The sequence below is a fragment of the Stenotrophomonas sp. 22DLJC03 genome, assembly GCF_056861405.1.
On record NZ_JBSPUG010000001.1, the window covers coordinates 777,081 to 795,153 of the forward strand.

Here is an 18,073-nt window from a genome sequence, read left to right on the forward strand (position 1 = left end):
GCAACAATTCCCCCGGATACGTCGAGCCAATGGATGTCCTGATGCGCCGCAGCCTGATTTTGACCCTGCTCCTTGCGCTGAGCCTGCCGGTGGCCACGATGGCCCAGAGCGGCCTTCGCACCGAGGGTGATGTCGCCACCGCCAGTGGCGCGTACGAGGCCGAAGTGCCCGTCAACAGCCAAGCCGAGGCCGATCGCAACGGCGCCCTGGCCCGCGCCCTGAGCGTGGTGCTGGGCAAGTTGTCCGGCGACCGCAACGCCATGTCCCGCCCCGGCGTGGTGCAGGCGCTGCGCAATGCCAAGGATTACGTGGCCAGCTACGACTACAAGCAGGACCAGAGCGTGGGCGCCGGCGGCGCCCCAAGCTTCCGGACGCTGCTGGTCGCCCGCTTCCGCGAGGATGATGTTGATTCGCTGGTGTCGGCGCTGGGCCTGCCGCTGTGGCCGCAGCCGCGGCCGAAGCCGGTGCTGTGGCTGGCCGTCGACGACGGCAGCGGCCCGCGCCTGGTCAGCGTGCAGCAGGCCAACGCCGCGCGCCCGCTGCTGAACCGCGCCATAGAACGCGGCTACAAGCTGGGCCTGCCCAGCGGCGGTGCCGCCGAGCAGGCCCTGGCCGGTGCCATCTGGCGCCAGGACAGCGCCGCGGTGGCCCGCGCCTCCTCGCGCTACTCGCCGCCGATGCAGCTGATCGGCAAGCTGTACCGCGCCAATGGCGGTTGGCAGGCGGACTGGGTGTTCGTCGACAACGGCCGTGAACTGAACAAGTGGACCAGCAAGGACGCCAACGCCATGCGCGCGATGGCCGCTGGTGCCGACGGCGCCGCCGATGCGCTGGTCAAGCGCTATGCCAAGGCCGGCGTGGCCACCGGCCAGGCCGGGACCTACCGCGTGGTGGTGACCGGCATCAACAGCGCCGACGACTACCTGCGCCTGGCCGCTGGCCTGCGCGAGGTGCCGGTGGTGCGCAACGTCACCCCGCTGCATGCCTCGGCCGGCCAGCTGGAGCTGAGCCTGGAGATGACCACCGGCCTGGCCGGCTTCAACCGCATGCTCGGCGACGGTGGCGTGCTGGTGCCCAGCGCACCGCTGCCGGCGCTGCCGACGCCCATCGATGACACCACCGGTACCCCGGTGGCCCCGCCTGTCAGCAACGAGTACCGACTGCGATGATCCTGACCCCGGAAGCGGAAATCGCGCAGTTCCTGCGCCGGCTGAAGTACATCCTGTTCGCCGGCCTGATCGGCTGGATCGTCTGGCTGCTGGCCCCGATCCTGACTCCGTTCGTGCTGGCGTTGGCACTGGCCTGGCTGGGCGACCCGCTGGTGGACCGCATCGAGGCCACCGGCCGCTCGCGCATGACCGGCGTGGTGCTGGTGTTCGCGGCGATGGTGCTGGTGATCGTGGCGCTGCTGCTGGTGCTGGTGCCGATGATCGAGCGCCAGATCACCACCCTGATCGCGGTTGCGCCGCAGGCGCAGGCGTGGCTGATGGAAAAGGGCATTCCCTGGTTCGAGCAGAAGACCGGTCTGGAAGTGATGCAGTGGATGGATCCGGACCGCCTGATCGAATGGGTGCGCAGCCACTGGCAGCAGGCGGGCGGCTTTGCCACCACGTTCATGGGTTACGTCTCGCGCTCGGGCTTTGCGATGGTGACCTGGGTGGTCAACATCCTGCTGCTGCCGATCCTGGCGTTCTACTTCCTGCGTGACTGGGACAAGCTGGTCGAGCGGGTCGCGTCGGTGATCCCGCGCAACCAGATCGGCACCATCTCCGCACTGGCACGCGAATCCAACGAAGTGCTCGGTGCGTTCATCCGCGGGCAGTTCCTGGTGATGCTGGCACTGGGCGTGATCTATGCCGGTGGCCTGTCGCTGGTCGGCCTCAAGCTGGGCCTGTTGATCGGACTGATCGCCGGCCTGATCAGTTTCATTCCCTACCTGGGCGCGACTACCGGCATCCTGATGGCCATCGTCGCCGCGCTGGTGCAGGCGCAGGGCTTCGACCTGAAGCTGCTGATCCTGGTCGGCGTGGTGTTCACCGTGGGCCAGTTGCTGGAAAGCTACGTGCTGACCCCGCGCATCGTCGGCGACAAGATCGGCCTGCACCCGGTAGCGGTGATCTTCGCAGTGATGGCCGGTGGCCAGCTGTTCGGCTTCCTTGGCATGCTGCTGGCGCTGCCGGTGGCAGCGGTGACCAACGTGCTGCTGCGCTACGCGCACCAGCGTTATCGCCAGAGCGAGCTGTACGTGGGTGAGAAGCCGGCGATCGTGCTTGATGGCGTGGTCGATGCCCCCCATATCATCATTCCGAACGACAAGGGCCCCGACCTGAAGTGATGGGTGTGCCGCAACTGCCGCTGGCCCTGCATTACCCGAGGGACCAGCGCCTGGAGACCTTCATCGGCGCGCCGGATGGCGCGCTGGCGCAGCTGCGCGCGATCGCGGTCGGCGCCAGCCACGATTGGATCTACCTGGAAGGCGCGGCGGGCACGGGCAAGACCCACCAGGCGCTGGCGATGTGCTCCAGCGCCGAGCAGGCCGGGCGACTGCCGACCTACGTACCGCTGGCCAGCGCCGCCGGCCGCGTACGCGCGGCGTTGGATGGGCTTGAGGCGCGCGAGCTGGTGGCGCTGGACGGCCTGGACGAGGTCGCCGGCAACCGCGAGGACGAGATCGCGCTGTTCGATTTCCACAACCGCGCGCGCGCTGCGGGCGTGACCGTGCTGTACACCGCGCAGAAGGCGCCGGAAGAACTGGGCCTGGTACTGCCCGACCTGCGTTCGCGGCTGGGCCAGTGCGTGCGTGTGCTGCTGCAGCCGCTGGACGAGGAAGGGCGGGCAGCGGTGCTGCGCGAGCGTGCGCTGCGGCGTGGCCTGGCCATCGACGAAGCGTCCATCGAGTGGCTGCTGTCGCACACCGGGCGCGAGCTGGGTGGGTTGATCACGCTGCTGGACTGGCTGGACCGGGAGTCGCTGGCGGCGAAGCGGCGGATCACCGTGCCGTTCCTGCGTCAGGTGCTGGAAGAAGGCCGGCCGCGTTACTGAGGGTGGGGTTTGCTTTGCAGGGCTGCGCCCTGCACCCGCCGAAGCCGAAGCCGAAGCAACGTCAACGTCAAAAGCTGGCTATCCGTGGGATGGCGGGGTGGCTCAGGTTGCGGGGGACGGCGCAAGTACGTCCCTGTAGCCTCGATCGCGCCATCCATGGCGCTCACGCCCCCGCAACCTGAGCCACCCCGCCTTCGACAGATTCCCGCGATCTGCCGGGACTGCGTACTGCACTGCTGTTGGTGGGTGTCGACGCGTCTTGCATGTGGTGGGTGTCGACCTTGGTCGACACCAGAGCGAGCGTAGCGACGCGACCCGCTTTTGCTTTTCTTTTTCCTTTTCCGTGGCTGGACGCCCACGGAAACTGTCAGAGGCCGGGCGGGTGGGCCATGCAGGGGCGTTGGCGCCATGGATGGCGCCATCGAGCTTACAGGGACGTACTTGCAGCGTCCCCTGCATGGCCCACCCGCCCGGCCAAGCACGGCTTTTGATCTGAGCGTCCAACCACGAGGGGCTCAGCCGTTCGCTGCCAACTCAACATCCAGCGCGCGCAGGCGATCCACCGTCCCGACGTCGGTCCAGCGCCCGCGATGGTGTTGACCCGTCATCAAGCCCTGCGCCATGAAATGCTTCTGCAGCGGCACCACCGAGAACTTCGGCGGCATCCGCTCGCTGCCCGGCGCATCGCCGATCACCGTGCGCCAGTCGGCCACGACGGAAGGGCGATACACGCCGATGCCGGCATAGGTCAGGCACGGTCCTTCGCGGTCGTGGTGCAGCAGCCCCTGCGCATCGAGGCGGTAGTCACCTTCGGGGTGCTGAACCGGATTGTCGACCAGCACCAGGTGCGCCTGGCCCTGCGGCTCGCGCGGCAGCGTGGCGAAATCGAAATCGGTCCAGATGTCGCCGTTCACGACCAGGAACGGGGCGTCGCCCAGCACCGGCAATGCGTTGAGGATGCCGCCGCCGGTTTCCAGCGGGGTCGGCCCTTCGTACAGGAAATGCAGTTGCAGGCCCCATTGGCTGCCATCCCCCAGCGTCGCGGGGAACTGCTCGGCCAGCCATGCGGTGTTGACCACCACCTCGCGCACACCCAATGCCGCGAGGCGCTCCAGGTGCCAGACGATCAGCGGCTTGCCGGCCACTTCCAGCAGCGGCTTGGGCGTGTGCAGGGTCAGCGGGCGCATGCGCTCGCCCAGGCCGGCGGCAAAGACCAGTGCTTTCATCGGGCCACGCGCATCGGTGCCGCCAGCTCGGCCAGCGCCGGCTTGATGCGGTCTTCGAGCAGCAGCTGCAGCGGCGCCAGTTCGCGGTAGCGCGGCAGCACTTCATCCAGATAGGTGATGAAGCGCGGCGCGTCGTCGAGGTAATGGCCCTTGTTGTCGCGATAGCGCAGGCGGCAGAACAGGCCGAGGATCTTCACGTGGCGCTGGATGCCCATCCAGTCTGCATCGCGCAGGAAGGTGGCGCGGTCGGGCACCGGCAGGCCAGCGCTGCGCGCACGCTCGTGGTACTGCGCCAGCCACTCGTCCACGCGCTGCAGTGGCCAGCTCAGGAATGCGTCCTTGAACAGGCTCACCGCGTCGTAGGCGATCGGACCACGCACCAGGTCCTGGAAATCCAGCACCGCCGGACCGTCGTCGACCGGCATCAGGTTGCGCGGCATGTAATCGCGATGGGTCAGCAGCTGCGCCTGGCCCAGGGCGTTATCCATCAACCGGCGGTGTACCAGCTGCAGGCCTTCGATCTCGCCGCAGTCCAGCTCCAGGTGGAGGTGGCGCTGCAGGAACCATTCGTCGAACAGGCCGGCATCGCGTTGCAGCAGCGCTTCACCGAACTGGCCGAAGTCAGCCGGCACCGGGATCGCCTGCAGGCGCAGCAGCTGTTCGATCGAACGGCCGAACCATTCGTCAGCGTTGCGCTCGTCGAGGATCTTCGCCAGGGTCGGGCCGCCGAGATCTTCCAGCAGCAGGAAGCCGGCATCCAGATCCTGTGCCAGCAGCGCGGGCACGCGCAGGCCGTTGTCGTGCAGCAGGCCGCGCATGCGTAGCCACGGGCGCGGATCTTCCAGCCCCGGCGGGGCGTCCATCACGATGTGGCTGCCGCGCGTGCTGGTGGTGCGCCAGTAACTGCGCATGCCGGCATCGACCGAAGCGCGTTCGACCACCGCACTGGAATCATCGAGCTGGGTACGGGCCCACTGCAGGCGCTGCGCGCTGCGCTGGGGATCGGAGGCGGGTTCGGTCATGCAGGCATATCCGGGCGCGCCGGGCGCGCCAACGTCGGCAACAGGAAAGGAAGGAGGGGCAGGGTCAGCGGCGACCGCTGAACAGGCGCAGGATCGCCAGCACGACGACGGCGCCCACCACCGCACCGAAGAAACCGGCCGGCTCACCGGCGGCGTACCAGCCCATGTACTGGCCGAACCAGCCGGCCAGCAGCGCACCGAGGATGCCCAGTACGATGGTCAGCAGGCAGCCCATGCGGTTGTTGCCGGGCATGAAGAAACGCCCGAGCAGGCCGACGAAGAAGCCGACCAGGATGATGTAGAGCCAGCTGCTGCTGCCGAACAGACCATTCATGCGTGCGATTTCCACCAAGAGTGGACGCAGCCTAGCAAGGCCAGGCTGCGTCCGTCACGGTGTGCCGGATTCAGCAGCAGCCGTGGTCGCCGTGGCGGGTGCCGCTGTCGGCAGCCACCGGCGAACCGCTGGTCTCGCCACGCAGGCTGGCGGCGTAGTGCTCGCTGATCACCTTGGACACGCAGGCGGTGACCTTCTTGCCCATCGGGATGTGCAGGAACTCGTTCGGGCCGTGTGCATTGGAGTGCGGGCCGAGCACGCCGGTGATCATGAACTGGGCGCCCGGGAATTTCTCACCCAGCATGCCCATGAACGGGATCGAGCCGCCTTCGCCCATGTACATCGCCGGCTTGCCGAAGAAGGCCTGGCTGGCGTCGTCGATGGCCTGGGTCAGCCACGGCGCCATGGCCGGCGCGTTCCAGCCGGTGGAGGCCTTTTCCAGGTCCAGGGTGACCTGCGCACCGTTCGGCGGATCGCGCAGCAGCGCTTCCTTCAGCAGCTCACCGCAGGTCTTGCCGTCGGCAGTCGGCGGCAGGCGCAGCGACAGCTTCACCGAGGTCTGCGGACGCAGCACGTTGCCGGCCGATTCCAGCGCCGGCATGCCACCCACGCCGGTGACCGACAGCGCCGGGCGCCAGGTGCGGTTGAGCACCAGCTCGGTCAGGTCCTCGTTCATCGGACGCAGGCCGTCGACCATCGGGAATTTCTCGAAGATCTCGGTATCGACCACTTCGGCGGCGCGCTTGGCCTGCGCCTGGCGCTCGGCCGGAATTTCAACGTTCATGCCGTCGATCAGGATGCGGCCGGTGTCCTGGTCCTCGATGCGCGACAGCAGTTGGCGCAGCAGGCGGAAGCTGGACGGCACCACGCCGGAGGCATCGCCGGAATGCACGCCTTCGTTGAGCACCTTCACGGTGAAGTTGCCGCCGGTCAGGCCGCGCAGCGAGGTGGTGCACCACAGCTGGTCGTAGTTGGCGCAGCCCGAATCCAGGCACACCACCAGCGACGGCTTGCCGATGCGGTTGGCCAGGTGGTCGACGTAGGCCGGCAGGTCGTAGCTGCCCGACTCTTCACAGGCTTCGATCAGCACCACGCAGCGGGCGTGCGGCAGGCCCTGGGCCTGCAGCGCCAGCACGGCGGCCAGCGAGCCGAAGATGGCGTAGCCGTCGTCCGCACCGCCGCGGCCATACAGCTTGTCGCCGCGCAGGACCGGGGTCCATGGGCCGAGGTCGTCGTCCCAGCCGGTCATTTCCGGCTGCTTGTCCAGGTGGCCGTAGAGCAGGATGGTGTCGTCGCCGGTTTCGGCGCCGGTAGCCGGAATTTCCAGGAAGATCAGCGGGGTACGGCCTTCCAGGCGGACCACTTCAACCTTCAGGCCGGGCAGCTGCTGGGCCTTGGCCCAGTTCTCCATCAGCGTGACCGCCTGTTCCATGTAGCCGTTCTGCACCCAATTGGCGTCGAACATCGGCGACTTGTTGGGAATGCGGATGTAGTCGACCAACTGCGGGACGATTTCGCTGTCCCACTTGTCATTGACGAATTGGCCGAGCTTGGCGCTGTCCATCTGAAACTCCGGTTGCATGGGCTGATCCAGCCATTCTACGCCTGTGGCCCGGGTAGGGTTTTTCCTACATCACGTCGGGTATTTGGCTGGCTTTTAGAAATCCAGGAAACCGATAGGCTGTGTGCATGTGGTGACGGACACTGTTCCTACCGACGGGATTGCCGGTCGGGACGGCCAGAATCACAAGGAGATACACGTCGTGCCTTGGAGTGTCGTGTTGAGGGCACTGGTGCTGGTCATGTGGATCGCTGGGGCGCATGCCGCCGAACCGATCGACATCAACCGCGCCGATGTCCAGGCGCTGCAGCAGGGATTGACGATGGTCGGAGCCGCCAAGGCCGAGGCGATCGTCGAGCACCGGCGCAGACACGGCCCGTTTCATCGCGTCGAGGACCTGACGCAGGTGAAGGGGATAGGGAAAGCAATCGTCGAACGGAATCGACAGCGGATCACCGTAGGCAACAGGTTGTTGCCGGCGGATCCGGTACCCGGATCGGTACCGGTGCGAACCGTACCCAGGCGTTGACAGCAGGAATCGTCGGAACCGGCAGGAAGCTGGTTCACCGGTCGCGGACAGGAAGGCCGTGACCACCGACCGCCGCAGGACGCGGCACCAATCACCAGGATGGTGGCATCACAGACCTGTGGAAGGGGCTGAGATACAAGCAGGACAGACGCGGCCGCGTGCAGGATGCAACGCTACCCCCACAGCGCAGGATGCGAGGGGGCAGCAGCAGGCCGACAAGGACGTAACGATTGCCCGGTACGACACATGGCTGTGTCGCCGGGCAGTTTCATTTCCGGCGCCTGGTTTTGCCGCGGCCACCACAGGCCGATGGTGTACGGTGGCCGCTCCGCATGGAAAGGACCCCCGCTGGATGCTTCCGCACCGCCCCACGACCCTGATGCTCGCCCTCGCACTGGCCCTGCCGCTGCTGGCCCATGCCGCTGCGCCGGCGTCGGCTGCCAAACCTGCAGCTGCCGCAGCCAGCACCTCCGAAGTGCGCGGACCGACCGACCTGAAGCCGGGCGAGTACCTGTGGCATCCGGAAATCTCGCCGACCGGACCGATCGTGCTGGTGGTGAGCCTGGATGAGCAACGGGCTTACGTGTACCGCAATGGCATTGCCATCGGCCTGACCACGATCAGCTCGGGCAAGACCGGCCATGAGACGCCGACCGGTGTGTTCACCATCCTGCAGAAGGACAAGGACCACCGCTCCAACCTCTACAACAGCGCACCCATGCCGTACATGCAGCGGCTGACCTGGGACGGCATCGCCCTTCACGGCGGCAGCCTGCCCGGGCACCCGGCCTCGCATGGCTGCGTGCGCCTGCCGCAGGCCTTCGCCCAGAAGCTGTTCAGCGAAACCAAGCGCGGCGATACGGTGGTCGTGGCCGATGCCAAGAGCGCGCCGATGACGCTGGCCTATCCGGCGGTGCTGGCGCCGGTGAATGCACGCGGCCAGGCCCTGCCGGAAGGCGAGGGCGGTGCTCCCGACAAGGCCTGGTGGGATGATGCGGCCGCACCCAGTGGCCAGGTGGGCATCCTGGTCAGCCTGCACGACCAGCGCCTGTACGTGCTGCGCGATGGCGTGATGATCGGTGAGTCGCCGTTGAAGGCTGAAGCGCTGCCGGCATTCCAGGGCACCACGCTGTTCGTGATGGGCCAGGGCTACAGCGATACGCCCAGCCCGCTTGATGCACAGCAGCGCCTGCACCAGTGGACCGCCTATCCGCTGCTGGGCCAGGACCGTGCCCAGGCCACCCCGGACCTGCTGGCCACGCCTTCGCTGCCGATGGCGCTGCCGGTCGATTTCGCCCGCCAGCTGTACCAGGTGCTGGTGCCGGGCACGACCCTGCTGGTGACCTCGCTGCCGGCGGTCCGCCCAAGCCCGGCTGAATCCGGAATGCAGCCGGTCTTGGAATCCGAGCCGCCAGGGTCCACCCTCAAGGGCAACTGAGTCCCCCCCGTTGTGCCCATGACTGCATCCCGCCTGTGCCGGCTGGCCGCGTTCGGCCTGCTGGCGACCTCGGCCAGCGCCCCGGCGCTGGCACAGACGCCCGCCCTTGCCACCAGCGCCGATGATCTGGCTGCCTTGCTGTCGCGCAGTGCGCCCAAGGCCGACCGCCACGTGTTGCAGTTGGCGGCGCACGCCATGCGCTGCGCGCTGCAGCGGCCGGAGCTGGGCATCAATGGCGATCGCCTCAGCGTGATCGACTATTCGCGGCCGTCCACCGAGCCGCGCCTGTGGGTGTTCGACCTGGCCCACCAGCGCTTGCTGTTCGAGGAATGGGTGGCGCATGGCCGCAACAGCGGCGAGAACCGCACTGAGCACTTCTCGAACCGCGATGGCAGTTTCATGTCCAGCCTCGGCGCGTTCACCGCGCAGGAGACCTACATGGGCGGCAACGGCTATTCGCTGCGCCTGGCCGGGCTGGAACCGGGCTTCAACGACCGCGCGCGTGACCGAGCCATCGTCATCCATGGTGCGTCGTACGTGAACCCGGCTACCGCGCAGCTGCAGGGGCGGCTGGGCCGCAGCCTGGGTTGCCCGGCGGTGCGGCTGTCGGTGGCCAAGCCGCTGATCGATGCGTTGCGTGGCGGCACGATGGTGTTTGCTTACTACCCCGACCAGGATTGGTTGAAGCACTCGCAGCTGCTGGCCGGCGAGTGCGGTGGCCAGGGCACGCTCGCCACGCGGTGATGCACGACGGCGCGCGGCATGATGCAATGCGCGGATGAACATCGACTCCCTGCTGCACACTCCGAGCCAGGTGATCTCCAGCCTGGACTACCGCCGCGAACGTTGGCGGAATGGACTTGGCTGGACCCGCGAGATCCTGCGCCTGCCGGCGCAGGGCGATGACTGGGCGCTGCGCCTGTCGGTGGCCGAGATCGAGCAGGATGCCGCGTTCTCTGCCTTCCCCGGCGTGGAGCGTGAGCTGGTGCTGCTGCAGGGCAATGGTGTGCGCCTGCGCTTCGACGCTGGCCGTGTGGCCGAGGTGCTGCCACCGCACGGGCGCGTGCGTTTTGCCGGTGAGGAAGCGCTGCACGGCGAACTGATCGATGGCACCACCCACGACTTCAACCTGATGTGGAAGCGCGAGCTGCTGCAGGCCGAGCTGCTGCACCGGCCGCTGGTGGGCGCCATGTTCTTCTTCTGCGAACCGGGTGTGGCCTGGGCGCTGCATCTGCTGGCCGGGCAGGCGGAGTTTGGTGCCGACAGTGGCCTGCCGGCGCTGCAGGCGGGCGATACCGCGTGGTTGGCGGCCGGTGAGCGGCAACGGCATGCGCTGCAGGGAGGCGGCGAGTTGTTGGCGATACGGGTCAGCGCGGCAATGGCGGCATGACCGTGTAGAGCCGAGCCGTGTGTGGATGCGGCCGCCGATACCGCGTCATGGTGCGAACCAAGGTTCGCACCCACCAGAAGGCGGTTCGCACCCACCAGGATGCGGCGACCTCAATACACATCGCGCCGGTAACGACTGGCCAGCAGCAGCGCTTCCTTGCCCGCGGCGCCCAGCACCTGCTCGATCACTGCATCCACCGCCGGGGCCATGCCCTGCAGGCTGCCGCAGACCAGGATCGTCGCGCCTTCATCGACCCACTGGCGAAGCGTTGCCGCTTCGGCCAGCAGCCGGTCCTGCACATAGCGATGCGCGTCGCCGTCGCGGCTGAACACCGCATCCAGCCGCGCCAGCCTGCCGTCGGCCAGCATCGCCTGCAGTTCTTCACCGAAGTGGAAGTCGTGCGCGGCGGTGCGCTCACCGAACAGCAGCCAGGTGCGCCGTGCACCATTGCGCGTGCGTTCGTGCAGGTGCGCGCGCAGGCCGGCGATGCCGGTGCCATTGCCGATCAGCAGCAGCGGCACGTCGGCGGCCACGCCGTGGAAATTGTCGTTGCGGCGCAGGCGCAGCTGCACCGCTTCTCCGATGGCTGCGTAGTCGCACAGCCAGCCGCTGCCGATGCCGGGCGTGCCATCGGCGCGCAGCTGACGGCGCAGCAGCAGCTCGACCGCACCGTCGGTCATCACCGAGGCGATCGAGTACTCGCGATGCGGCAATGGCTGCAGGGTCGCCAGCAACGCAGGCAGGTCGCCCGGTGGAACCAGCGAAGGCAGGTGCGAGCGTGAGACACGGGCCAGCAGTGTCTGCCCGTCATCCAGCACGGTGTCCGCATCGAAGCCCTGCGCATCCAACCAGGTACGCGCGGTGTTGGCTGCGTGCTGCGGACCGATTTCGGCGATGTCGCCGGCCTGCCACTGCACGTCGACGCCAGCGGGAGGCTGCAGGCGCAACCAATACACGGGGCCGCCGGGGCTGCCCGGGTTCAGGTGCTCGCGTTGCAGCAGCGTCCACGGTTGGTACTCGGCCGGGCTCCAGTCCGGCAGTTCGCTGGCACCACCACCGAGTAGACCCAGCAACTGCTGCCAATGACGCAGCGCCGCCGGATCGGCGTTGTCGACTTCGATCGCATCGAACAGCGGGTGCGCGCCGTGCTGGCGCAGCCATTGGTCGAGCTGGTGGCCGAATCCGCAGAAGTGGCCATAGCTGCGATCACCCAGAGCCAGCACGCCGTAGTGCAGGTGCTGCAGCGGCGGCGGTATGGTCATCACCCCGCGCAGGAAGGGCAGGGCATGGTCGGGCGGGTCCCCTTCGCCGGTGGTACTGGCGATGAACAGCGCGCGCTGGCTGCTGGCCAGCAGCGCCGTGTCCACTTCGTGCAGGCCGCGCATGCGTACCGGCAGGCCGGCAGCGCGCAGGGCCTCGGCGCTTCGCTCGGCCAGCTCACGCGCGAAGCCGGTCTGGCTGGACCAGACCAGCAGGATCGGTGGGGTGTCTCCGGTTGCGGCATCGTCGCGCGGGCGCCCGCGCCACCACAGTGCCGCGCAGGCCAGCGCATACAGCACCGTGGCGAGCACCGCGATCTGCGACTGCCGCGCCGGTGGTGCGCCCCGCCACCACGCTTCGCCGAGATGCAGGCGCAGCAGCGCCCAGCCGATCACTGCCAGCAGGAGCAGAACCAGTGCGTTGCCGAGCCACGCGCGCGACGGACGGGTGCTCATGCGCCCTGCTCGTCGAGCAGTTGCTGGAAGGCGCTGCTGAGAAATTCCCGTGGACCATCCGCTGCGCGTTGCAGGTAGCGCGCAGCCAGTCCTTCGCGCTCGGCCAGTGCCATGCCCGCGTCACGGCCGAGCACGGTCAGTGCCGTGGCCCAGGCATCGGCGTGCATGGCGTCGTCGGCCACCACGGTTACTGCCGCGGCTACCTGGCGCACCGGCATGCCGGTACGCGGGTCGAGACTGTGGCTGTAGGCCTCGCCATCGGCCTGGTACTGGTGCCAGCGATCGCCGGAGGTGGCCACCGCCTTGCCGTCCAGCGCCAGCACCCGTGGCGGGGTATCGGTGTGCGCGTCTTCTTCGGGTGCGGACTCCACCAGCACCCGCCACGGCTGGCCGTCCGGCTTGCGGCCGTAGCCGGCCAGTTCGCCGCCGACTTCGATCAGCGCAGCAGAGATACCCTGTCCACGCAGCCAGGCAGCGACGTGATCGACGCCGAAGCCCTTGGCGATAGCAGAGAGATCCAGTTCCAGCCCGCCCGGTTGCAGCAGCGCATCGTCCTGCCACTGCAGGCGCTGCCAACCGCAGCGATCACGCGTGGCCTGCAGGGTAGCGTCGTCGGGCTGGCGGCGTTCACCGGCATGTGCACCGAAGCCCCACAGTGCGACCAGCGGACCGATGGTGGGATCGAAGGCGCCGCCACTGGCGGAAGCGATGGCCTGTGCGCAGGCCAGAACGTGGCGGGTCTCGGCCGGCAACGCGCACCATTGGCCAGCGTCGGCGCGGTTGTAGCGGCTCAGATCCGAACCGCGCTCCCAGGTGCTCATCTGCGCGACCACCTCATCCAGCCGCGCCTGGATGCCGGCATGCAGCGGATGCAGGTCGCGCTGGCGCGACGCGACCAGCGACACGTTCCAGGTGGTGCCCATGGTGGTGCCACCGAGGCGGGCGATGTCGAGCAGGGGATCGGTCATGGTGGTGTGCTGCAGATGCGATGCCGGGTCTGCCCGGCATCGCGGTCCACGTCATTACTGCGGCAGCACTTCCAGCGTGGCGACGTAGCTCAGGCGGCGCTTGGCGGCCTGCTTCACCGACGTCTTGTTGTCCTCGGTGCCGGTCTCCAGCCAGTACATGCCGGCTTCCGGCCAGGTCACCTTGATCTCGCCCTTGGCATCGCTGGTGACCTTCAGCTCGTCCTGCGCGTTGCGGTAGCGGGTGCCGCCGCGCACGATCTCGAACTCCAGGCCGGCGGCCGGCTTGCCGTCGATCAGTACGCGGAAGGTGGCTTCCTCGCCGGCGAACAGATCGTTCGGGTGGCCGACGGTAACCAGCTCGATGCCGCGGTTGGTCGGCTTAAGCGCAGTGTCGTTTGGTGCGCCGTTGGTTACAAATGTTTCCACGCGGCCCACCGACTGGCTCACTTCCAGCTTCTTCGCGTCCTTGGGAAGTTCGCCGAAGGTGGCGGCGGTACCACGCCAGCGCTTGCGCTCGCCGTTCTGCTCGTAGGTGGCAAACAGGCCGTCATTGACCGACGCGATGCGGTAAGTGCCCTGCTGCTTCAGCTCGACATCGAACACGCTGCGGTACTTGCCGGTGGCGGCGTTCTGCGCCTGCACGGTGCTGCCGTCCGGCGCGGTGATCACCACCGACTCCAGGCGCAGCGGCACGTGATTGAAATAGAACAGGTCATTGGAGACCGCACCGTCGACGGTGATCCACGGCGCGTTGCCGGCGATCACGGTCTGCGAGGGCAGCAGCCAGGCCTTGTGGGCCAGGGCCGAGAACGGAAGGGCAGCGGCCAGAGCGGCGGCGAGGACGAGCGTGCGCTTCATGCGGAAGACTCCAGGGGTGGTGGTGGGGTCGGATCCCTTCCGCAGGAAGGGCTCTGACCCCGGTCAGGCGGTTAAGGTTTGACGGCGAGGGTGACCTGGCCCAGTTCGGTGGCGCCCTGCGCGCGGCCGTTCTGTGCGGCGGTGGCCGGCCAGGTGAAGGGGATCTTCAGCAGTTCACGGCCGCCGACTTCGCGCACCGCTTCCACCACCAGGGTGTAGTTGCCCGGGGCCAGCTGCTTCAGGGCCGGCTGCTTGTCGTTGAACGACAGCGCGTGCTTGCCGGCCGGGCGGGTCGGGCCGGTCACGCCGTCCACCGGCACCTGCAGGGTGCGGCCGCTCTTGCGCCACCACTGGCGCAGGTCGGGCAGCCACTTGGTGCCATGGCCTTCGCTGTTGCTGGTCTGCTGGTACCAGACCGACAGGTTGGCCGCGACCTTCTGGTCGGCGCCTTCCAGCCACACCGCCACATACGGGCGGTGGTACTCGGCCACGTTGAGCTTGGGCACTTCGACGTTGATGTCGAGGGTGGTGGCGTAAGCCGGCGAGGTGGCCAGCAGGCCGCTGAGGGCGATGGTCAGGGTGACGCGCATGGGGCGGCTCCGGAAACGAAGGAAAGTCAGTGGATCAGCAGCAGGGCGATCAGCAGCGGGATCATCAGGCCGAGGCCGACCAGCGGCCAGGTCATGCGCCGCTGCCGCGCATGCAGGTGCAGCAGGAACAGGCCGGTGATGCAGAACACCAGGCAGGCCACGGCAAACAGGTCCAGGAACCAACCCCACGCCGGGCCGGCATTGCGGCCCTTGTGCAGGTCGTTGAGGTAGGACACCACGCCGCGCGACGTCGATTCGTACTCCACCGCGCCGGTCTCGCGATCGATGCTCAGCCAGGCGTCACCACCGGGGCGCGGCAATGACAGGTAGATCTCTTCGGCCGACCACTCGGCCGGACGCCCACCGATGGCGATGCCCAGCTGCGTGTCCAGCCATTGCCTGGCCGGGCGCGGAATCGGTGCGTTGCCGTCCTCGCGCGTGCCGAGCTGGCCCAGCAGATCAGCCGGCAGTTCCAGCTGCTGGTTCTGCACCTGCGGCTTGGCTTCGATCTTCGCCGCATGGTTGAGGGTCAGGCCGGTCACCGCGAACAGCAGCATGCCGATCAGGCACACCGCCGAGCTGATCCAGTGCCACTGGTGCAGCGTCCGCAGCCAGAAGCCACGGTTCTGTTGCTGCTGCACGGTGGAAGAGGCAGGACGGCTCACGGCACGGTTCGAGGCGGACGGGGACTGCCCATTACATCATTGATGAGAATAGCTCGCAATTGCGTGTCGTTCTGTATCCCACCGCCGGATCGACGGCGGGATACGGCAGATCCACACCATGCGTGGATGAAGTGGTGCCGACCAAGGTCGGCACCCACCGGGGCAATGCCGGCCAGCGACCGGCACTACCGGTGCGCGGCGATCAGAACTTCGCGTTCAACGAAATCCAGTAGCTGCGGCGCTGGTCCTTGGTCGCGTAGTCGTCCACGCAGCTGAACTCGCTGGGATTGAGCAGCAGGCACGACTGTGAAACGAAGTCCTTGTCGAACAAATTGTTGACACGTGCGTTGACCGTCAGCCACGGCGTGGCCTTCCAGCTGCCGCCCAGGTGGAAGATCGTGTAGTCCTCGTAATAGCGCACGTGGCGGGTGCCGGCACTGTCGATGAGGGTGTCGCGATAGCGGTCGTAGCGGCCCTCGCCGATCAGCGACAGGCTGACCGCTTCGTTGATCTGCCAGTTGAGGCTGGCGTTGGCCATGTGCTTTGCCGGCGTGGTGCCCGAGATCGGGCGTCCCTTGTCGGGGCCGCTGGTCTGCTCGCTCTTGGTCCAGGTGTAGTTGCCGCGCAGCTGCAGGGTGTCGAGCAGGTCGACATGCGCGGCCAGTTCGGTACCGCGGGTCTCGGCCTTGTCGATGTTCACGCTCTGGGTGAAGGTGCTGTAGCCCAGCGCCGCCCAGCCCGGGCCGATGTCTACGCAGTAGCCACTGCCGGCGCGGGCCACTTCGCAGTTCGGGAAGGTGCCGCCGCTGGCGATTTTGTCCTCGAACTTGTTGAAGAAGCCGGTCACGTTGAAGCCCCAGCGCTGGCCTTCGTAGTAGGCGGCCAGCTCATAGTTGGTGCTGGTTTCAGGCTTCAGGTTAGGCGAGCCCACCAGCGGCAGCACGCCCTGGCCACCGAAGCCGGTGATGCCCGGGAACAGCTGGTCCGGACGCGGGGTCTTGTAGCCGGTGCTGACGCCACCCTTGAAGGTCCACGCGTCGCTGGCGTTCCATACCAGGTAGCCGCGCGGACTGACGTGGCTGCCGAACACGTTGTGGTCGTCATAGCGCAGGCCGAAGGTAGTGGTGAGGGTATCGGTCAGCGACCAGTTGTCCTCGGCGAACAGGGCCCACATGCGGTGCTTCTGCTTGGTGTTGCTGCGGTAACCGGCGCCATCCATGCCGAACACGCCGTCGATCATGTCGGTGTCGTTGTACTGGCCGCCAACGGTCAGCTTGTGCGCGCCGAAGTCGAGGTCGAGCATGGTGTCGAGCACGTAGCCTTCCAGTTCCATGGTGCGCAGCGGACGCGGCAGGAACGCCTGCAGCCGTGCCATTTCACTTGGATTGAGGGCAGTCAGCGCATTGCCGCGGCCAGCCGCACAATTGTTGGCGGCACCGGTGCGGCGGCAGACGTCATTCCACAGCGTCTGCAGGTTGGCGCGTTCGTCCAGGGTCAGCGGCAGCGAACGGCCCAGGTTGCTGCTCTTGCTGTGGGTCAGCGAGGTCTGCCAGGTACCGAAGCTGTAGCGGCCCTGGTGGGTCAGCGACAACTGGTCGCGCTCGTAGCGCTGGTAGGCGGTGTAGCCCACGCGCGGCTGCACCACGCGGCGGGTGGCCGTGCCGCTGCCGTTCGGGTTGGGGATGACCGCATTACCGACGCGCCACAGGCTGGCCAGGCTGTCGAGGGTGCCGGTCTGGCCCTCGCTGTTGTCGTACTTCTGCCGCGACACGTCGTAGTCCAGCCACAGTTCGTGATCGTCGTTGACGTGGAAGTCCAGGCGTACGCCGGTGTTCCAGTTGGTGTTGGCCACCGACTTGCCGCCGCCACCGAAGCCGATGCTGCGTTCCCACAGGCTGCCGTCGGGCAGGGTCAGCGCCTCCCATTCCGGATTGGAGGCCTTGGCGTCGTAGTAGCTGCCGCGCACCGCCAGGCTCAGGCGGTCCTTCAGCAGCGGGCCACTGAGGTACAGGTCGGTGGTGCGTGCATCACCGAACTGGTCGTCCTGCTGCACGGTGAAGCCCTGGGTGATGGCGCCGTGCCAGCTGTCCTGGTTGCGCCGGGTGATGATGTTGATCACGCCACCCATTGCATCCGAACCGTACAGCGTGGACATCGGGCCGCGCACCACTTCAATGCGCTCGATGGCATCCAGCGGCGGCAGGTAGGCGAACTGGCCACCGCCGAAGTTGTTCGGATACAGCTGGCCGACATTGCTCTGGCGGCGGCCGTCGATCAGCACCAGGGTGTACTCGGAGGGCAGGCCGCGCATCGAGATGGTGGCACGACCGTTCTTGTCGCTGGCTTCCAGGCCGACGTCGATGCCTTCAACGTCGCGCAGCGCGTCGACCAGGTTGGTGTACGGGCGCTTGCTGAGTTCTTCGCGGCTGACCACGCTGATGCTGGCCGGTGCATCGACCACCTTCTGCTCGAAGCCGGAGGCGGTGACCACCACCTTGTCCAGCGTCTGTGGCGCGCCGGAAGCGTCACCGTAGGCGAGGGCAGGGGTGGCCATGGCCGCCAGCACGGCGCTGGTCAGCAGGGTACGGGACAGGGACGAACGGACACGATGGCGCTGGGCCATGGCAGTAACCTCGAAGGATGCAGGGTGGTGCGACGCCGTGCGCGAAGGGCGCGGCAGGCACGGAAGGCCCGGTCAGGGGCGGCAGGGATGAGGCAGGCAGCGGCGTGCAGGC

General features: G+C 67.6%; 17 protein-coding genes. 7 read left to right on the forward strand and 10 right to left on the reverse strand.

Going from position 1 to position 18,073, the window contains the following annotated elements; all coding sequences use genetic code 11:
- Positions 1–29: 29 nt before the first annotated feature.
- The 3 genes from AC13GA_RS03705 to hda are packed head-to-tail and all read left to right on the forward strand — an operon-like array spanning position 30 to position 3,042.
- Positions 30–1,169: a DUF2066 domain-containing protein gene (locus AC13GA_RS03705; protein WP_046982521.1), complete on the forward strand. Its 1,140-nt coding sequence runs from the start codon at positions 30–32 to the stop codon at positions 1,167–1,169.
- Positions 1,166–2,335 carry an AI-2E family transporter gene (locus AC13GA_RS03710; protein WP_482997541.1) on the forward strand — a complete coding sequence of 390 codons (1,170 nt, stop codon included), beginning with the start codon at positions 1,166–1,168 and terminating at the stop codon, positions 2,333–2,335. Before AC13GA_RS03705 ends, AC13GA_RS03710 begins: the two co-directional genes overlap by 4 nt.
- Positions 2,335–3,042, forward strand: coding sequence for a DnaA regulatory inactivator Hda (hda, locus tag AC13GA_RS03715; protein WP_046982523.1), 708 nt, complete (start codon positions 2,335–2,337; stop codon positions 3,040–3,042). The genes AC13GA_RS03710 and hda overlap by 1 nt, the downstream gene beginning before the upstream one ends.
- Before the next feature lie 515 nt (positions 3,043–3,557).
- Here hda and murU read toward each other — a convergent pair.
- The 4 genes from murU to AC13GA_RS03735 all read right to left on the reverse strand — a co-directional run bounded on the left by murU (position 3,558) and on the right by AC13GA_RS03735 (position 7,188).
- Positions 3,558–4,268, reverse strand: coding sequence for an N-acetylmuramate alpha-1-phosphate uridylyltransferase MurU (gene murU / locus AC13GA_RS03720; protein WP_482997542.1), 711 nt, complete (start codon positions 4,266–4,268; stop codon positions 3,558–3,560).
- Positions 4,265–5,290 carry an aminoglycoside phosphotransferase family protein gene (locus AC13GA_RS03725; protein ID WP_253079415.1) on the reverse strand — a complete coding sequence of 342 codons (1,026 nt, stop codon included), beginning with the start codon at positions 5,288–5,290 and terminating at the stop codon, positions 4,265–4,267. The genes murU and AC13GA_RS03725 overlap by 4 nt, the downstream gene beginning before the upstream one ends.
- A gap of 64 nt (positions 5,291–5,354) precedes the next feature.
- Positions 5,355–5,624 (reverse strand): GlsB/YeaQ/YmgE family stress response membrane protein, encoded by a 270-nt coding sequence (locus tag AC13GA_RS03730; protein ID WP_088024918.1) that lies wholly within the window; start codon positions 5,622–5,624, stop codon positions 5,355–5,357.
- 70 nt (positions 5,625–5,694) lie between these two features.
- Positions 5,695–7,188, reverse strand: coding sequence for a M20 family metallopeptidase (locus AC13GA_RS03735; protein ID WP_482997696.1), 1,494 nt, complete (start codon positions 7,186–7,188; stop codon positions 5,695–5,697).
- Positions 7,189–7,387: 199 nt separating this feature from the next.
- Between AC13GA_RS03735 and AC13GA_RS03740 the strand changes: the two genes are divergently transcribed.
- From AC13GA_RS03740 to AC13GA_RS03755, 4 genes are all read left to right on the forward strand, one after another.
- Entirely contained in the window at positions 7,388–7,714 is a 327-nt protein-coding gene (locus tag AC13GA_RS03740; protein WP_253079414.1) for a ComEA family DNA-binding protein, read from the forward strand.
- Positions 7,715–8,066: 352 nt separating this feature from the next.
- The gene (locus tag AC13GA_RS03745) at positions 8,067–9,152 is read left to right on the forward strand and encodes a L,D-transpeptidase (RefSeq protein ID WP_482997543.1); all 1,086 of its coding nucleotides are present in this window, start codon (positions 8,067–8,069) and stop codon (positions 9,150–9,152) included.
- A gap of 18 nt (positions 9,153–9,170) precedes the next feature.
- Positions 9,171–9,896 (forward strand): murein L,D-transpeptidase catalytic domain family protein, encoded by a 726-nt coding sequence (locus AC13GA_RS03750; protein WP_482997544.1) that lies wholly within the window; start codon positions 9,171–9,173, stop codon positions 9,894–9,896.
- A 34-nt stretch (positions 9,897–9,930) separates the two neighbouring features.
- Positions 9,931–10,542, forward strand: coding sequence for a HutD/Ves family protein (locus AC13GA_RS03755; protein WP_295377295.1), 612 nt, complete (start codon positions 9,931–9,933; stop codon positions 10,540–10,542).
- Positions 10,543–10,652: 110 nt separating this feature from the next.
- Here AC13GA_RS03755 and AC13GA_RS03760 read toward each other — a convergent pair whose 3' ends face one another.
- The 6 genes from AC13GA_RS03760 to AC13GA_RS03785 form a co-directional block, all read right to left on the reverse strand.
- The gene (locus AC13GA_RS03760; protein ID WP_482997545.1) at positions 10,653–12,257 is read right to left on the reverse strand and encodes a sulfite reductase subunit alpha; all 1,605 of its coding nucleotides are present in this window, start codon (positions 12,255–12,257) and stop codon (positions 10,653–10,655) included.
- On the reverse strand, positions 12,254–13,225 hold the full coding sequence (locus tag AC13GA_RS03765) for an FAD:protein FMN transferase (RefSeq protein ID WP_482997546.1): 972 nt from the start codon (positions 13,223–13,225) through the stop codon (positions 12,254–12,256). Before AC13GA_RS03765 ends, AC13GA_RS03760 begins: the two co-directional genes overlap by 4 nt.
- 54 nt (positions 13,226–13,279) lie before the next feature.
- Positions 13,280–14,083, reverse strand: a complete 804-nt coding sequence (locus tag AC13GA_RS03770) for a DUF4198 domain-containing protein (protein WP_482997547.1) — start codon at positions 14,081–14,083, stop codon at positions 13,280–13,282.
- A gap of 71 nt (positions 14,084–14,154) precedes the next feature.
- Complete coding sequence (locus AC13GA_RS03775) at positions 14,155–14,673, reverse strand: DUF2271 domain-containing protein (RefSeq protein ID WP_032975835.1); 519 nt, start codon at positions 14,671–14,673, stop codon at positions 14,155–14,157.
- A 26-nt stretch (positions 14,674–14,699) separates the two neighbouring features.
- Positions 14,700–15,338 (reverse strand): PepSY-associated TM helix domain-containing protein, encoded by a 639-nt coding sequence (locus tag AC13GA_RS03780; RefSeq protein WP_014036268.1) that lies wholly within the window; start codon positions 15,336–15,338, stop codon positions 14,700–14,702.
- Positions 15,339–15,540: 202 nt separating this feature from the next.
- On the reverse strand, positions 15,541–17,961 hold the full coding sequence (locus AC13GA_RS03785; protein ID WP_482997548.1) for a TonB-dependent receptor domain-containing protein: 2,421 nt from the start codon (positions 17,959–17,961) through the stop codon (positions 15,541–15,543).
- Positions 17,962–18,073 lie beyond the last annotated feature (112 nt).

Coding starts and splice junctions, on each gene's coding strand:
- AC13GA_RS03705 (WP_046982521.1), top strand. CDS start 30: ATGGATGTCCTGATGCGCCGCAGCCTGATTTTGACCCTGCTCCTTGCG.
- AC13GA_RS03710 (WP_482997541.1), top strand. CDS start 1,166: ATGATCCTGACCCCGGAAGCGGAAATCGCGCAGTTCCTGCGCCGGCTG.
- hda (WP_046982523.1), top strand. CDS start 2,335: ATGGGTGTGCCGCAACTGCCGCTGGCCCTGCATTACCCGAGGGACCAG.
- murU (WP_482997542.1), bottom strand. CDS start 4,268: ATGAAAGCACTGGTCTTTGCCGCCGGCCTGGGCGAGCGCATGCGCCCG.
- AC13GA_RS03725 (WP_253079415.1), bottom strand. CDS start 5,290: ATGACCGAACCCGCCTCCGATCCCCAGCGCAGCGCGCAGCGCCTGCAG.
- AC13GA_RS03730 (WP_088024918.1), bottom strand. CDS start 5,624: ATGAATGGTCTGTTCGGCAGCAGCAGCTGGCTCTACATCATCCTGGTC.
- AC13GA_RS03735 (WP_482997696.1), bottom strand. CDS start 7,188: ATGGACAGCGCCAAGCTCGGCCAATTCGTCAATGACAAGTGGGACAGC.
- AC13GA_RS03745 (WP_482997543.1), top strand. CDS start 8,067: ATGCTTCCGCACCGCCCCACGACCCTGATGCTCGCCCTCGCACTGGCC.
- AC13GA_RS03750 (WP_482997544.1), top strand. CDS start 9,171: ATGACTGCATCCCGCCTGTGCCGGCTGGCCGCGTTCGGCCTGCTGGCG.
- AC13GA_RS03755 (WP_295377295.1), top strand. CDS start 9,931: ATGAACATCGACTCCCTGCTGCACACTCCGAGCCAGGTGATCTCCAGC.
- AC13GA_RS03760 (WP_482997545.1), bottom strand. CDS start 12,257: ATGAGCACCCGTCCGTCGCGCGCGTGGCTCGGCAACGCACTGGTTCTG.
- AC13GA_RS03765 (WP_482997546.1), bottom strand. CDS start 13,225: ATGACCGATCCCCTGCTCGACATCGCCCGCCTCGGTGGCACCACCATG.
- AC13GA_RS03770 (WP_482997547.1), bottom strand. CDS start 14,083: ATGAAGCGCACGCTCGTCCTCGCCGCCGCTCTGGCCGCTGCCCTTCCG.
- AC13GA_RS03775 (WP_032975835.1), bottom strand. CDS start 14,673: ATGCGCGTCACCCTGACCATCGCCCTCAGCGGCCTGCTGGCCACCTCG.
- AC13GA_RS03785 (WP_482997548.1), bottom strand. CDS start 17,961: ATGGCCCAGCGCCATCGTGTCCGTTCGTCCCTGTCCCGTACCCTGCTG.